At 41.0% G+C, this 16,267-nt stretch carries 15 protein-coding genes; 13 read left to right on the top strand and 2 right to left on the bottom strand.

Annotated elements, in window-relative coordinates:
* Positions 1-47: 47 nt before the first annotated feature.
* Both HMPREF1321_RS02365 and HMPREF1321_RS02360 read left to right on the top strand, forming a co-directional pair.
* The gene (locus HMPREF1321_RS02365; RefSeq protein ID WP_009421231.1) at positions 48-2,189 is read left to right on the top strand and encodes a TonB-dependent receptor; all 2,142 of its coding nucleotides are present in this window, start codon (positions 48-50) and stop codon (positions 2,187-2,189) included.
* Between the two features lie 32 nt (positions 2,190-2,221).
* The gene (locus HMPREF1321_RS02360) at positions 2,222-3,562 is read left to right on the top strand and encodes a DUF4374 domain-containing protein (protein WP_009421203.1); all 1,341 of its coding nucleotides are present in this window, start codon (positions 2,222-2,224) and stop codon (positions 3,560-3,562) included.
* Between the two features lie 65 nt (positions 3,563-3,627).
* Here HMPREF1321_RS02360 and HMPREF1321_RS02355 read toward each other — a convergent pair whose 3' ends face one another.
* On the bottom strand, positions 3,628-4,551 hold the full coding sequence (locus HMPREF1321_RS02355) for an alpha/beta hydrolase (protein ID WP_009421215.1): 924 nt from the start codon (positions 4,549-4,551) through the stop codon (positions 3,628-3,630).
* Positions 4,552-4,824: 273 nt separating this feature from the next.
* Here HMPREF1321_RS02355 and HMPREF1321_RS02350 point away from each other — a divergent pair, with 273 nt between their 5' ends.
* The 9 genes from HMPREF1321_RS02350 (at position 4,825) to HMPREF1321_RS02310 (ending at position 10,908) form a co-directional block, all read left to right on the top strand.
* Positions 4,825-5,268 carry a 6-pyruvoyl trahydropterin synthase family protein gene (locus tag HMPREF1321_RS02350; protein ID WP_009410945.1) on the top strand — a complete coding sequence of 148 codons (444 nt, stop codon included), beginning with the start codon at positions 4,825-4,827 and terminating at the stop codon, positions 5,266-5,268.
* Between the two features lie 161 nt (positions 5,269-5,429).
* On the top strand, positions 5,430-5,939 hold the full coding sequence (locus HMPREF1321_RS02345; RefSeq protein WP_009421217.1) for a hypothetical protein: 510 nt from the start codon (positions 5,430-5,432) through the stop codon (positions 5,937-5,939).
* Between the two features lie 90 nt (positions 5,940-6,029).
* Positions 6,030-6,806 (top strand): UDP-2,3-diacylglucosamine diphosphatase, encoded by a 777-nt coding sequence (locus HMPREF1321_RS02340; protein ID WP_009421219.1) that lies wholly within the window; start codon positions 6,030-6,032, stop codon positions 6,804-6,806.
* A gap of 40 nt (positions 6,807-6,846) precedes the next feature.
* Entirely contained in the window at positions 6,847-7,137 is a 291-nt protein-coding gene (locus HMPREF1321_RS02335) for a DUF721 domain-containing protein (protein ID WP_009410950.1), read from the top strand.
* Positions 7,137-7,679: a GNAT family N-acetyltransferase gene (locus HMPREF1321_RS02330; RefSeq protein WP_009421204.1), complete on the top strand. Its 543-nt coding sequence runs from the start codon at positions 7,137-7,139 to the stop codon at positions 7,677-7,679. Before HMPREF1321_RS02335 ends, HMPREF1321_RS02330 begins: the two co-directional genes overlap by 1 nt.
* 5 nt (positions 7,680-7,684) lie before the next feature.
* On the top strand, positions 7,685-9,022 hold the full coding sequence (locus HMPREF1321_RS02325; RefSeq protein WP_009421193.1) for a dihydroorotase: 1,338 nt from the start codon (positions 7,685-7,687) through the stop codon (positions 9,020-9,022).
* A 4-nt stretch (positions 9,023-9,026) separates the two neighbouring features.
* Entirely contained in the window at positions 9,027-9,407 is a 381-nt protein-coding gene (locus HMPREF1321_RS02320) for a DUF4296 domain-containing protein (RefSeq protein WP_009421176.1), read from the top strand.
* A 13-nt stretch (positions 9,408-9,420) separates the two neighbouring features.
* Positions 9,421-10,125 (top strand): DUF4271 domain-containing protein, encoded by a 705-nt coding sequence (locus HMPREF1321_RS02315; RefSeq protein ID WP_009419605.1) that lies wholly within the window; start codon positions 9,421-9,423, stop codon positions 10,123-10,125.
* Positions 10,126-10,158: 33 nt separating this feature from the next.
* Positions 10,159-10,908, top strand: a complete 750-nt coding sequence (locus HMPREF1321_RS02310) for a uroporphyrinogen-III synthase (RefSeq protein WP_009410955.1) — start codon at positions 10,159-10,161, stop codon at positions 10,906-10,908.
* A 112-nt stretch (positions 10,909-11,020) separates the two neighbouring features.
* Here HMPREF1321_RS02310 and HMPREF1321_RS11970 read toward each other — a convergent pair whose 3' ends face one another.
* A complete protein-coding gene (locus tag HMPREF1321_RS11970; protein ID WP_009421233.1) occupies positions 11,021-11,197 on the bottom strand; it encodes a GldL-related protein in 177 nt (58 codons plus the stop codon).
* A gap of 1,267 nt (positions 11,198-12,464) precedes the next feature.
* On the opposite strand from HMPREF1321_RS11970, the gene HMPREF1321_RS02300 reads away from it, so the two are divergent.
* Both HMPREF1321_RS02300 and HMPREF1321_RS02295 read left to right on the top strand, forming a co-directional pair.
* On the top strand, positions 12,465-14,582 hold the full coding sequence (locus HMPREF1321_RS02300) for a heparinase II/III family protein (RefSeq protein ID WP_034575522.1): 2,118 nt from the start codon (positions 12,465-12,467) through the stop codon (positions 14,580-14,582).
* Positions 14,583-14,692: 110 nt separating this feature from the next.
* Positions 14,693-16,105, top strand: a complete 1,413-nt coding sequence (locus HMPREF1321_RS02295) for a TolC family protein (RefSeq protein WP_009421208.1) — start codon at positions 14,693-14,695, stop codon at positions 16,103-16,105.
* Positions 16,106-16,267: the final 162 nt, after the last annotated feature.

Below are 16,267 nucleotides of genomic sequence, written 5' to 3'. Positions count from 1 at the left end.
ATTTACTATCTTTGCACCCTCTTTTTTTCTCATCAGAAATAATATTAATGCCTTTATCACCTAAAAATATAATCCTTTTACTCACTCCTTTTTGTGCAACTCAACTCTTCTCTCAACCTGTTGAAGAAGAAGTTACGCAACTCAGTGAGGTTGTGCTCACAGGGCAATCACCTATCAAGCAAGTGCAAAAAGCAGCTTACAACGTAGTTGCTATCGAAGCTCAACAGCTCCGCAATCTCAACAGTAATGCTGCCGATATGCTTGCTCGTGTATCGGGGGTGAAGATGCGCGAAACTGGTGGGGTTGGGGCAGAGACAGCAATCAATCTTAATGGTTTTACCGGTCGTCACGTACGTATCTTTATCGATGGGGTACCTATGAACGAAGCTAATGCCTCTTTTCGCATTAATAATATTCCCGCTGAACTTATCGAACGTATCGAAATTTACAAAGGTGTGGTGCCTGTTACTTTTGGTGCCGATGCTCTTGGAGGCGCTATCAATGTAGTAACACGCAAAAGCCGATACAACTACGGCAATCTTTCCTATACTTTTGGTTCTTTCAACACCCATAAAAGTACCTTAAACCTCGGGCAATTCCTCACCGATAACATCAGTGTAGAACTCAATGCTTACCAAAATTACTCCGATAACAGCTATAAAGTATTTACCGAATATCTCGATCTCCAAACAGGCTCTTACTCTAAAGAAAAACGCTGGTTCAAACGCTTTCACGACCGTTATCACAACGAGGCTATCATAGGTCGTGTGAATATCTTCGATGAAAAATGGGCTGATAAACTTTCTTTTGCGCTCAATTATAGTCAAGAGGATAAACAACTCCAAAACGCCAACCTAATGCAAAAAGTCTTCGGAGGTAAGTACCGCAAATCTCATAACTATTCATCTTCAGTAGAATATGAGAAAAAGAATATCCTCAAAGGTCTCTCTTTCTTCCTTACAGGACGTTATGATTTTACCACCACTCAGAATGTAGATGAAGAAGCTCGCCGTTATAGCTGGACGGGTGAGTATGAACCAATGGTTACTCGTGGTGAATCGCAACTTCAGAATACTATTTTTGAAGGTAAAACAGGCTATATTACTTCACACTTAGACTATCAACTCAATGAAAAACACTCCTTTCAACTCACACACACATTCAGTAATTACATTCGACGCAACAAAAATATGCTCATTACCAACTATACCCTCGATTCCGATTTTATGAGGCGTGTCAATGAGAAAAATATATCTGGATTATCATATAAGTTCACCCCCTCCGAGCGTTGGAATATATTAGCTTTCGGTAAATATTACAATACAGCTGTAACAGGTCCAGTGATTGTTAGTGGATATGGAAGTCGCGCGGTATATGAAGAGGAAACTCATCACACTCAGGCTTGGGGGTATGGTGGGGCGACTACTTATCAGCTCTTAAAGCCTCTACAAGCCAAACTTTCTTATGAAAAAAGCTTCCGCCTACCTACTGATACCGAACTCTTTGGCGATGGCGATTTAGAGATTGGCAACTATAAGCTCAAACCCGAAAATAGCGATAACCTGAATGTAAATCTGTCTTATCAACCTGCGTTCAAAGTGCATTCATTCTTAGTAGAAGTGGGTTTTGCCTATCGTTATATCAAAGATTATATCATCAGAAGTATTATCAGTGCAGGAGCTAATGAAGGCTCCGCAGGAAGCCGAAATCACGGTAAGGTACTCAATATGGGAGTCGATGCTACCCTGCGCTATTTCTTCTATAAAGATGCATTTTCAGTAGGAGGCAACTTGTCTTATATGAACTTGCGCAACAAAGAAGAATTTACTGAAACAGGTCGCCCTTCCGCTATTTATAACGACCGTTTGCCCAATATGCCTTATCTATTTGGTAACGCCGATGCTACTTGTAATATAGAAAGCCTCATTGCTAAACGCGACAGACTATCACTAAACTATAATCTCTTTTTCACCGAAGAGTTTTTTACCTCGTGGCAAAGCGAAGGAACAAAAATTAAAGTCCCTCGCCAACTCTCACACGATGTCAGTCTTACCTACTACACCCCTAACAAACGGTTAAGTCTTTCCGTAGAAGCCAAAAATATCACCGATGAATTGTTGTACGATAACTACAGCCTCCAAAAAGCCGGTCGCGCTTTCTATGCCAAACTCTCCTACCGATTCTACTAACCCCTAATTTCTAACAACTAATTTCTAAATATATGTATATCAATTTTCAAACATTCAAAAAAACGCTACTTGTAGGCTCATTAGTTAGCTTCGTAGCCCTTACGTCTTGCAAAAAAGACGATAATACTCCAGTTCCTCCTCCTTCTGCCGAGGGAGCTAACTTCTTCATCGATGCTGGAGGTGATCAAAATAAAACTCGTTATCTGTTGGTCGCTAAAAACGTAGAAAATGGTGAACTCCCTCTTTCTGCTAACCAAGAACAATTCAAAGAAGCTAATGGCTATTTCTGGCAGTTCAACAAGAACACAGCAGTAGGTCTATCCTATGGCTTTAAAGGAGCTGGTATCGGTATTTCTTACGAAAAAACAGCTCAAGGTGTAAAACATCTTACTGATTTTGACGTAGCCGAACGTGCCACTACTTTCGGTTTCTTCAGTGATTATTGGATAACTGTAGTAGGCGGACAAGAATACGAAGGCAAAAAAGACGGTGCAACCTTCAACTTCCGCAATGCCAACAATTATACCAAAGCTTTTACCAAAACTATCCATACAGCAAATCTCCTTCCTGAGATGAACACCTCCTCTTCTACTCAAGAAATCGTGTCGTTTGCTGGTATCTTAGACAATGGTAACGGTGAGTTCTTCAGCGGTATGATAGTTTCTGATTACAAAGATGTGCAAGTAGCTCAAGGTTCAAGTACCGGTAAAATCCACAATCCCGATGTAGTATATGTAGGAGTACTCGATAAAGATTTGAACCTCAAACGCAGCTATAAAAGCGATAAGCTCAGTTATAGTGCAGGTCGTTTCAAATCTCAATATTTGTTAGAAATGGGTAAAGCCGATAATGGCGATGTATATGTATTCTCAGGAGCAATTGCTAAGAATCCTCCTAAAGTAAAAGCTCCTCAAACCCCCGATGTTGCTTCAACAAAACCTGCAGGTGCTTTGCGTATCAAACAAGGTGCTACCGACTTTGATAGCTTTTATTTCTTTGATATTTCAGCAGTATCCGGTAACGGAATCTTCCGTCGTGTATGGCATATCACCGGTAATAAGTTCTTGCTTGAGTTCTTTAATGATGCTTCAAAAGCTGCCCTCAATGGAGTAGATGTAAACCGCTTTGCTATTGTAGATATGGAAGCTAAATCTTTCAACTGGGTAACCGGACTGCCAGCTCTCTCTGATTTTGCTAATATGACGTCAAACCCCGTAGAACTTGCTGTCTATAATGGTAAAGTCTATCTACCAGTAAATGTAAAAAACAGTGACCCTGCTATCTATGTAATTGATCCTGCTACCAATGTAGCCACCAAAGGTCTCACTGTAAAAGGCGCTTCTTTCATCAACGCTATCGGTCACTTCAAATAATAAAACAAAAAGGTGCTTGGAAAACAATCTCTCTAAGCACCTTTTCTATTTTTACTTTTCACTTTTTACTTTTCACTTTTTACTTTCTTCAGCCATTTCTCGGTATTTCTTAAATACTTCTCACTCGGCACAAACTTATAATGTAACCTTTCAGAAAGCGCCTCATACCGCTGCTGGATAACTGCTGGATTCTCCTCAATATCATTGCGGTCGATGAACATCTCTGCAAAAAGCCTCCGCATCAAATCCATATTTCCTACCACTTGTATTGTGCCGTGATTCTCGTTAGGGTATTCAACAAAATAAGTCTCCAAATTCTTAAAAGCTCCCTTTGCAGCCATTGTCTGCACCGCCTCTATCGCCTCTCGATGCCTACTGCGTCCATTGTTGCGCACCTTCTTCCCCGAATACGATAAATAAAAAATCCGATGTTTAAAATCCTTTCCTTTATTCGCTTCGAACAACCGCTCTCCATCGTTTTCTCCCCACCACAAACTCGGGTCGTGTGCAATATAAGCATTAAATAGCTCTGTATGTTTGTTAAGAGCTGAAACCACCGCCAATCCACTCAATGAGTGACCTACTAAAATGCGAAAATCACTACATCTGTATTGCTTTTTAACCAAAGGAATAAGCTCATCAGCCATAAACTGCCAAAAACGGTCACTATCGCTCCCAAAATCCCTTTCGCGCTGTGTGTTTTCAATTCCAATGACAATCATTTCAGGTACATTAGGGATTCCCTGAGCCAATTTCTCCATCAAAGTAGTAAAATAGTTGAAGTTTGTTTCTGCATCAAGCAGATACACCACAGGATAGTTTGTCTTTTTTAAAGTAGAGTCGTAATACGAATCAGGCAAATACACACTTATAGTACGCGTTTCACCTAACACTTTAGAAGAAACCGATAATTGTTCACCTATACAAATGGAAGTCTGCCCTTGAACAAAAGAGGAAGCTAATAGCCAAAACAAAAATACCCTTCTCATTACTTATTGACATTTAATAAATGTGATTTTAATAGGTGCAAAAATACTGATAATTTCTCAAATTACCAATTTCTCAAAGCCTTTATTCCCTATTTTACCAAAGTTGTTAACCACATATCTCACCATTATCTCTTTTATTTTTCCTCTCTTCAGAACTCCCTCCGTTGGTGCTTTTCTTGTAGCCAGTACCCCATTCTCTCATTTCCAAATTTTCTAATTTCCTAATTATTTCATACCTTTGCACTTTAATTCCTATACCCAAATATCTAAACTATGATTCGTATTACTAAAAAATTCGATTTTGAAGCAGGACACGCGCTCTACGGCTACGATGGCAAATGCAAAAACCTGCACGGACACAGCTATAAGCTCTACGTAACTGTCATAGGCGAACCTATTACCGACCCCCATAACGTGAAAAACGGTATGGTAATAGACTTTGGCGACCTCAAACGCATCGTGCAGGAGCAAATCATCGAAGCGTTCGACCACGCTATGGTCTTCAACGAACATTCACCTCACAAGGCATTAGCCGAAGAACTGCGCGCCAAAGGTCATCGCATCATCACGGTGCCTTATCAGCCCACCAGCGAGAACCTCGTAACCGACTTTGCCCGACGCATCGCCTACCAACTACCCGCCGGAGTCGAGCTATTTTCAGTACGCCTATGCGAAACCGAAAGCTCCTATGCCGAATGGTTCGCCTCAGATAATTAAGAGGAAAGTAAGGCGTTATACATTTTGCCAAAGTTTTTGCCTGTGCGGCTCGCACCTTTGGATAATTTGATTATATCGACAATCAGTTGCTTTTACGTTCTGTTGTAGGGGCTAATGGCAATTAATCCTTTAAAAAAATTCATAACACAAATATGTAAACTATGGCACTTGTACTAATAATTATATTAAGCATTATCTTTTGGTTTTACAAAACAAATGTCAAAAAACGTTTGCGCAATTCGTTTACTCAAAAGACCTTAAACAGGAATACACCAAACTATATTCGTAAACACTGGCGAGAAAAGCGTATTGATGCTGAACATTGCGATGTGATGAATGAAAATACAACCTTCGATTTGCACGCTGTAGAAAACAATCGTATGAAAAGTGATTTCGAGGAAACAATGCTTCTCACTGAGACAATGTTATTCAGTAAATTGCGATTAGGAGAAGAAAAATTGAAGCTTAGTTATATAAGGTGTTACGATAAAACTACTACTCCTGTAAAAGTATATCAAACTACTGTTGCCGATATAGACGCCAGTGTAGCGCAAGTAAAGCTCAATGTACAAGGCTATATCAATGTGTATTACAACCCTCAAGACCCTAAAGAAGTATATATCGATACCGAGTTCTTACAAAAAGACCTCACTGAACTGATGAATCGTTAGTGCTTAGTTTTTAGTCGTTAACTATTACTCGTCAAACCAGACATACTTGTCTTATCAGTCTGATAAGTCCGATATCTAAAAAAAGAAATAATGTTACAGTTACCACTGCCACCTCATAAAAAGATATACTTTGCTTCCGATAATCATCTCGGAGCACCCACTGTTGCCGAAAGTAAACCCCGCGAAGCAAAGTTTGTGCAATGGCTTGATACTATCAAAACCGATGCAGGGGCAATATTCCTTTTAGGCGACCTTTTCGACTTTTGGTTTGAGTACAAAATGGTCGTCCCCAAAGGCTTTGTGCGTACTCTTGGCAAGCTCGCTGAACTGCGAGATAGTGGTATTCCTATCTACTTTTTCGTAGGCAATCACGATTTGTGGATGGACGATTATTTCCAAACCGAATTGAACATTCCCGTATACCGTCGTCCGCTAGAAGTGGAATCTAATGGTAAACGCTTCTTGATAGGACACGGCGATGGTTTAGGTCCCGGTGATAAAGGCTACAAGCGGATGAAGAAAGTCTTTACCAATCCGTTTTGTAAGTGGCTCTTCCGCTGGTTACACCCCGATATAGGTGTGCGATTGGCGCAATACCTCTCAGTGAAAAACAAGCTCATCTCAGGTGATGAAGATGTGCGTTTCTTGGGCGAAGATAACGAATGGTTGGTACAGTATTGCAAACGCAAACTTGAGACGCAACATTACGACTATTTCCTTTTTGGTCACCGCCACCTACCAATGACTATCAAAGTAGGGGAGGAAAGCACTTATATCAACACCGGCGACTGGATACACTACTTTACCTATGCCGTTTTCGATGGTGAGGAGTTAAAATTATTAGATTTTAAAGACGGAGAGCTATAGAAATATTCATTATTCGCAATTATTTTGTACCTTTGCATTTATGGACGGAAATACAAATACTCTTTCAGAGGTCATTCAGCAAATTGTCAAACAAAATCATTTAACGTACGGACTACAGAAAGCCTCGTTACCAGAACTGTGGAATGAGCTGATGGGCAAAGCAATCGCTAAGTATACCTCCTCAGTAGAGCTAAAAGGCAGTACGTTATACGTCCGCCTTACCTCGCCTGCACTCAGTAACGAACTCAGTTATGGCAAGAGCAAGATTATTGATAACCTCAACGAACGTTTAGGGGAACCTCTCATTCAAAAACTGATATTTTTAAACTGATGATACGACCCGCAACCCCTACCGATGCCTCTGCTGTCGCCCCTCTGATGTTTCAAGCAATGGAAGAAATCGTCTATAAGATGATTGGCAAAGAACATAGAGAAGATGCTATTGCACTACTCCAAAATCTCTTTGAGCAGGAAGGCAATCAGTATTCCTACCAGAATGCTTGGGTATACGAGGAAAATAATACTGTAATAGGGTCGGTTATTGCCTATGATGGTGCTCACTTGCACACCTTGCGTGCCCCTGTGCTAGCACTCATTCGCAGTAGCTATGGTATTGATATTGTTTTAGAGGACGAGACCGCCGAAGGTGAACTTTATATAGACACCCTTAGCGTATTGCCCACTGCTCAAGGCAAGGGCATAGGCTCACAATTGGTAGCCCACCTCAAAAAGGTCACTACTCAGCCCATAGGCTTACTCGTAGATGTACAAAACCCCGCTGCCGAACGCCTTTACACCCGTTTAGGATTTACGTATGTAAACCACCAAGCCCTCGCTGGCGGAACGTATAAACACCTTGTGTACAATGAATAATTGAAATGAAAACCCTCATCAAAAACGCAATCATCGTAAACGAAAATACCCTCTTTCAAGGCGACCTCCTGATTGAGGGAGAGCGCATTGCCCAAATAGGTACTCACATCACTCCCAAAGGGAATTATAAGGTGGTGGAAGCCGAAGGCAAATACCTCCTCCCTGGGGTGATTGACGATCAAGTGCACTTTCGCGAACCTGGGCTTACTCATAAAGCTACCATCGCTACCGAAAGCCGTGCTGCGGTAGCAGGTGGTGTAACTACCTTTTTTGAGCAACCTAACACCGTACCTCAAACCGTAACGATTCCGCTTTTGGAAGAGAAATTTGCCATTGCCAAACAATCGTCGTTTGCAAACTATTCTTTCTTCTTGGGAGGAACAAACGACAACCTCGAAGAACTGAAACGCTTAGATAAAAACGCTTGTGCAGGGGTGAAACTTTTCTTAGGCTCTTCTACGGGGAATATGCTTGTAGACAACGAGAAAACCATAGAAGCTATTTTCAATAATGTAGATTTGGTCATCGCTGCTCATTGCGAAGATGAAGCGACTATCCGAAAGAACTTAGCCCACTATCAAGAATTGTACGGCGAGGATATCCCTATTGCGATGCACCCTCATATTCGCAGTGCTGAGGCTTGCTATCTGTCCTCTTCACGTGCCATTGCTTTGGCTGAAAAAACGGGTGCACATCTCCACGTGTTCCACCTCTCTACGGCTAAAGAAACCGACCTCTTCCGCAATGATATTCCGCTAAAGGACAAGAAAATCACCGCTGAGGTGTGTGTGCATCACTTGTGGTTTACTGATGAAGACTATACTACTCGTGGAGCTTTCATCAAATGGAATCCTGCGGTAAAAACTGCCGATGACCGTACTGCGCTGTGGCAAGCCCTTTTAGACGACCGCCTCGATGTGATTGCTACCGATCACGCACCTCATACCCTCGAAGAAAAACAGCGCAAGGGCTATCTGAATATCCCTTCGGGGGCGCCTTTGGTGCAACACTCGCTCGTGGCAATGCTCGAGAAAGCTCATAAAGGTAGCATTTCTATCAAAAAAATAGTAGAAAAAATGTGTCATAATCCCGCTATTCTTTTTCAGGTAAAAGACCGCGGTTTCTTACGCGAAGGGTATTACGCCGACCTTGTTTTGGTGGATATGGATACACAGTGGACAGTACAGAAAAACAACCTGCTGTATAAATGTGGCTGGAGTCCGCTCGAAGGGCAACAATTTCACTCGGCTGTAGTGAGTACCTTCGTAAATGGCAAAGAGGTGTACCACAATGGCAAGGTAATTGCAGAGCCTCAGGGGCAACGCATCACTTTTAACAGATAAGACTATGAGAAAAATCATTTATATATTCGCTTTGCTACTCATTGTAGTAGCCTGCAAAAAGAACATCGTACCTAAACCCGATAAGTTTTTAGACGAAAAGCAAATGGAAAGTCTGCTTTACGATTTGGCTGTTTTAGAATCTATGAAGGTTTCACAAGCCCAAATGCTAGATTCTTTACAATTCAACTCGAAACAGTTCATCTATAAGAAATATCAGCTCGATAGCCTTTTGCTCGCACAAAATATGGTCTATTATGCCTCCTTGCCTAAAGACTATGACCGTATAGTGAGAAAGGTAGAAGAAAAACTCAAAAAACAACGCGATAGCATTGGAAAGCTACCCTCTGAATCCCTAAAAGAGAACCCAGCAACAGTCGAACCATAATAAAATACAGTATTTGGAAGCCTTAGAACTACATCAGTCTTATCTTTCGTGGATATTTCCTGCCTTCCTACTCATCTTTGGGTTGGTGGCTTTCCTGCGTATATTCTACCCTAAACACTTTGCCGATTATCAAAACTTACTGTTTAACAATAAATATATTGTAATTTACGGCAAAAAGGAACGCCGATTGCACCTCTTTATGACAGTGCTTTTTCTCTTGCAATGTGTGTGTTTAGCTCTTCTTTTCTATGTTATGCTAAAGAATTTTGGCATCACAGAACTTTACAACTCTCAGTTTATGTTTCTGGAATTGGTGCTTATAGTCTTCTCACTGTTAATCACAAAACTCCTCTTACAACAATGGATTAGTAGCCTGTTCGACCTTTATGATTTCGCAAGAGATTACATCTTCACTAGGGTTTCTTATTCATCTTATGCCGCAATTGTAATGGTTATACTCCTCTTTTTGGGAGTTTATATCCCTTTTACCAATAAAAAACAGCTATTTTTATTACTTTTCGTGTTAGTATCCATATTATTAGCAATCAATGTATTAGGTTGGATTAAAATCATAAAAAACAATCAAAAAGAAATAAAACCCTATTTATTCTATTTTATTTTGTATCTTTGCACCCTCGAAATCGCACCCTATATCTTTCTCATCTATGGAACAGAATACTTAATTGAAGTACAGAAAATGGCTCAATTTGTTTCATAATAGGGCGTTAGGAGGTGTAAAGAAATAACATTTATGAAGGTAAAATCGATATTAGTTTCGCAACCAGAACCGAAAGCCGAAAGCTCACCTTATGCACAAATTATTGAAAACCACAAGGTAAAAGTGGATTTTGTGCCCTTTATTAAGGTCGAAGGAATGACCGCTAAGGACGTCAGAATGCAGAAGATTGACCTTACTAATTTTACAGCCGTTATCCTCACTAGCCGTAAATCGGTAGACCACTATTTTCGTATTGCTGAAGAAATGCGCTTTAAGGTGCCTACAACTATGAAATATTTCTGTCAGTCCGAAGCCATCGCTTACTATTTGCAGAAGTATATTACCTATCGTAAACGCAAAATATACGTAGGTAAAAAAGAGTTTGCTGACCTTTTGCCTATCCTCAAAAAATACAAAGAAGAGAAATTCCTCTTCCCAGGTTCCGATGCCCCTAAGCCAGAGGCTACCGCAGCTTTAAACGACATCAAGATAAAATGGGAACGCGTAGTGTTCTATCGCACTGTATATTGCGATATTTCAGCCATTAAAGAAAATAAGTACGACATTCTTACTTTCTTTTCGCCTGCAGGAATAGAGGCGCTTTTTAAAAGTTTCCCCGATTTCTCACAGAAGAAAACCAAAATAGCCGTCTATGGCGATGCGACCCTAAAAGCCGCCGAAGAAGCCGGTCTTATCATTGATATTAAAGCTCCCTCACCTGAGAGCCCCTCAATGACCGTAGCACTCGACCATTATTTAGGCAAGCAAAATAGCAAAAAATAGAACCTAAAACCCGTTTTCTATAAGCACCAAAGGTAAGGAAGAACTATTCTCCCTTACCTTTGGTGCTTTTTTACTTCCTTTTATAAAGAAAATCTCTAACTATCAAGAAAGACTATCTGCTTCTCCTACTTCTTGCTAAAAGCAAGCATAAAGCTATAATTTCCAGTATAAAACCTAATGCTATAAATAAAGAACCGCTAACAGGCACTTCCCAATGCAATATCTTAGCAAGAGCTCCTAAAACAATAAGCACAACACCTACTATAAATAAAATAACACTTGTCTTCATATCTCTATTTCAATTTGTTTATACTTATAATATTATACATAATCACAAAATACGTTGAAGCAATATCATATATTAGCTACTTTTTTTCTTCCTTTGTGTCTCTCATTCTGATAATCTCTCAAACTTTGCCCAAATTCTAATCTTCAAGCGAAGTCTTAAAAAGCCGTTTCGTAATTCGTAGCCTTGATTTCCGATGCTTAGCTTCTCACATACCCAACTATCGCCGGCTACTTTATGTCTAACCGACGTCGATATAACTTTGATTATCAATTCTTTTTGAGAGCATAGCGGAAGAGGACTCTCAAGAATGCTCAGAACCTCTTTTTTGAAACCAAAAGAACACAAACATCCCCACAAAAGGGAAGATTAGCACAGAAAATGTTTTCGACATCGCCTCATAGCTAAAATAAGGAACTTCTATAGCATAAAAGAAGTTTACATAGAAAAACAACGCAATGCAAACTAAGATAAAGATTATAATATTTCTTGCTTTCATATCTTAAGTCTTTAAAAAATACAAAGTATAACCTTAATAAGGTACAAAGATATAAAAAAAATAAACACCCGTCAATATTGATTTTTAAAAAAGTTTTTCGTACTTTTATATTTTCCGCCCCAACCTTTACCTCTCTATATCCCTTTTCTTAAATAGAGGGCAGGTGAGAGCACTATTACTTCCTCTTTCTTTCGCCTCGAAACCTCGATTTTAACATTTTTAGCACTGTTGTATTGTGTTATAAGTCAATTACTTATATACCCTTTCTATACCAATCGTCCAAGATTCGTATAAGCTTCCTATAAGCTCTCTATAAGCTAACCCCACCCTCCTTAAACCCTTTTTTCATCAAAACTCCCTTCAACCTCCTTTTGGAAATCTCCGTTTTCTTCCGGACTCCTCAACCCTCCTCATTTGCTAATTCTCTAATTTCCTAATTAATCTGCCCGTGTGGCTCACACTGCCTGTGCGGCTCGCACCTGTCTTGCTACAGTTGCTTATCTCATCTTTTCATTGTAACTTTGCATCGTTAAAACAAATCATATTCCATTTTATAAACAATATCCGAGTCAAACTCGTGTAATCTGTGTGTAGTCTGCGAGCTGGCATAGCAGAGTATGTGTCTAAAGGCAACTTATTGCCCTTTTGTTTGATTTGTAAATATTTGTAAGATTTCTGTAGCGTAAGCTACACTTTTCTTACGTCGAACTCACCTTAAATATAGCAAAGCAACAAGAACAATTAAATAAACTAAAAACATTCTATTTACTTATGAAAAAAACAGTATTTATGATGCTATGGACTCTGCTAATAGCGATGCTATCGTGTCGTAAAGATACAGACCCTGATGAGCAAGAGATAACAGGCGTTGTTCGCACCGAACACCCACGCCTTTTTATTACTAAAGAAGATATTCCGAATATCAAAAACGCTGCCCAAAGCTCGGCTCTGGATACGTATACCGAAACTAAAAGAGATGTGGATAAGCTCTTAAATGAACCTATTTCTTTTGAAAATCCTACCGCGGTGAATGGTACTGATAACGGTTTGAAAATCTCCAAAGTATCGCAAGTCGCCATATTATATTTGATAACGGGTGAAGCAAAATATCTCGACTATACCAAAAAATTCTTACAAAAAATCACTGAATATTACCGCCTTCGGGTAAGTCACAACTTAAATGCTGATTGGTATGTGTTTCCTCAAATCAATGCATTATGTGCTTATGATTGGATTTACAACTACTTAACCCCCAAAGAACGCGAGCAAATAGGCAAACCTCTTTATCAGGTAATGATGGATATTGCTTGGCACGGAAAAGGACTACGCCCAGAGCGCAATCGGGAGAATACAGGGGGATACAATACAGGATTTTATGGCACAGACGCCCTACCGTGGTATATAGGTATCACCTTTCACAACGACGGTATTGATAACGCACGCTGTGAAGATATGTTTCAAAAAGGATTTGCCCTGAATATGAAAATGGCAGAATATCGTCGCGATATTATCGGTATGAGCGGAGGGGCTGTCACAGGGTGTGTAGGCTATTCGTTAGGTGCTTATCCTATCGCCGATTTCAATTTCATTCGCAGTCATCGCGCAGCCACAGGCGTAGACCTCTCTCAAAGGCTCAACTACGTATTCAAATATTTGGACTATATCGATTGGAATCGCTTACCAAACAATCGCGAGTTTGGCTTTGGCGACAGTTATCACTACGATTGCTTGCTCCCCGAAAGAGACATCAATTATCACCTGAGAGAGATAGCCTCTCTTTATGGAAGTTCTACCAATATACAACGCCTGTTAGGCTTATTCGATAAGAAACACTATACAGAACGACTACCCTTTATGCCGTTCTTACAAAAATATCCTCAAGGAACTCAGGGAGCGACACCTTCGGGTAAAGGTGCCGTGTATTTCGAAGGGACAGGAGAAGTCATTATGCGTTCAGGAACGGGTGAAAACGACACTTATGCTCTTTTTGTGAGCGGAGGCAAAACCTCTTACCACAAGCACTTCGATAACAATCATTTCACTATCTACAAAAAAGGTTACCGTGCGTTAGATACAGGTACCCGCCCCGAACCTGGCTGGCATTTGTCGCATTACTACGCCCGTACGGTAGCCCATAACTGCGTAACCATCAGAATGCCCAATGAGAAAATGCCCGAATACTGGGGCGGAGGGGCTTCTACCGAAAACAAGTTCGAACCTATCCCCAACGATGGCGGACAAAACAACATATTAGGCTCTGTATTGAAAGAGAAGCGTATCACTGACGATTATGTATATCTCGCCTCCGATGCTACTAAAAGCTACAACAGCCAAAAAGCCTCGTTAGTCGTACGTGAATTTATATATTTCTACCCCGACCTTTTTGTAGTGTTCGATAGGGTAACATCTACCGACAAGAATTATCCCAAAACCTGGCTGATACACACCATCAACGAACCTGTGATGAAAGGAAGCAGAGAGTTCTCGGAAACCTCCGAAGGAGGTAAGATGATTTGCCGTACTTTATTCCCTGCCAATGCTACACTTACTAAAATAGGTGGAAGTGGAAAGGATTTCTGGTCTGACGGACGCAACTGGCCTCTACCCAAACTCACTCCACAAGATTACGGGTATAATATGAATCTCCCTCCTGCCAATCACCCACAGTTGGGACATTGGCGTATAGAAGTGAGCCCACAAACAGCTTCTAAAGAAGACTTGTTTATGCATATTATCCAAGTAGGCGATACAGCTCTTCCCGATTTACCCCACACTGAAACCTTTGAAAATACAGCTCAAATAGGGGTAAGATTCACCTACCAAGGAAAACGATATATTTTAACCTTTGATAAAACAAAGTCATACGGCTGTCAAATAGAGAAGAAATAAATTAAGAGGCTTTATTTTTTAATCTATCTTAAAAACTTTGCAAACAAACGAGTCGTTCATCTGGAAAAATCGCCGTAATTTTGCCCCGTAGAAATAAAAAGTTTTCTTTTATGAAAAAATATACTTTACTATGCCTCTTCGTTATAGGGATAACAGCTTCATTACGAGCGCAATCGCTCTCATTCGACGAAGCGCTTAGCCAGATGCGTTCAGGCAACCAAAAACTCAAAGGCATCGAAAAACAAACTGAAGCAGCCGATTATAATCGCAAGTCATTCCGTGGGCTCTATCTGCCCCAACTGAGTCTTAACGCTAGTTATATGCACCTCTCCGACCCGCTTTCGTTGAGCTTTAACGAGTATAAGTCGCCTTTACAAAGTGGCTTACAGGGATTCGCAACCCAAGTGCCTGCCCCTATGCGTCCGCTACTCACCCCCCTACTTGGCAGAATACAACCGCTTTTTGCCCAAGACTGGCGTTATAAGTTCCAAGAACAAGACATCTGGAAAGTAAGCGCCGATGCCAAATGGGTGCTATTTGCTGGTGGAAAGGTGCGTGTAGGCAATCGCGTGAGTGCGCTCAACACCGAAATAGCCACCGTAGAGAGCAAAAAAACCGAAAATGCCCTCATCAGTGAGTTGGCGGAACGTTATTTTCAAGTACAGTTAGCCCAAAAAGCGTTGGAAGTGAGAAAACAGTCGTTTGAAACAGCGCAACATCACTATGAAAATGCCCAAAAGCTCGAAAAGAACGGAATGATAGCTTCCGTAGAAACAATGCAAGCTAAAAAAGCCGTTACCGATGCCGAGCGTGAGGTGATGGCTGCTGAAAAGGACATACAATTAGCGCAAACAGTTCTCTATGGCGTAATGGGCACTACCGAGCAACCGCTCACAGCCCTCACCACCGAACTTTTTGAGGTGGCACCTCTTCAATCGCTTGAGTACTACCAACAGCAAGCCAAAGAACACTACCCTATGATTGTGCAAGCCAAACTGAAAGCCCAAATGGCTACCCAAAGCGTAAAAGCGCAACAAGCCGCTTATTTGCCCGATGTAGCCGTAGTAGGCAAAAAGTATTTGTGGAGCGAAAATCTACCTTTAACCGAACCCGATAACTGGGTAGTAGGTGTAGGGTTACAGTGGAATCTCTTCAACGGTTTACAGGACAAAAACAAGATAGCCCAAGCCAAAGCGATGCGCGAGAGTGTGGAGCTCATCACCGCACAAGCCGAAAAAGACGTACAAACCTTAGTGAAAAAACAGTACACCGAGATTGAAAAGCAACGCGAACAATACCTCAGCTTAGAAGAGAGTTTGCGTTTTGCCGAAGAGCTCGTACGTGCCCGCGACAAGGCTTTTGCCGAAGGTCTCTCCACCTCCACCGATGTAGCCGATGCCAACCTTTATTTGGCTTCTATTAAAATCAAACGCTACCAAGCCCTTTTTGAAATGGACAAAACCCTCGCCCAGCTCCTCGAAACCTGCGGAATGAGCGATAAATTCAGCGAACAAGTAAGGTAGCCCCCCAACCCCCGAAGGGGGAGAAGCCGCAAGCAGAATTAATACATTACAAAAATAATAACCATAATAACACCCTTGTTTTTATCCTATTTATGGATTGTCCCCCTTCGGGATTGTCGGCAATTGCCGAGTAAGTGGGTAAAGGGCTAAACTAAATAAACA

Origin of the sequence: Capnocytophaga sp. oral taxon 412 str. F0487, from assembly GCF_000271925.1 — a bacterium.
Lineage (GTDB): Bacteria > Bacteroidota > Bacteroidia > Flavobacteriales > Flavobacteriaceae > Capnocytophaga > Capnocytophaga ochracea.
Note: the sequence above shows the minus strand (reverse complement) of the source record. Positions and strands in the feature narration are given on the sequence as shown.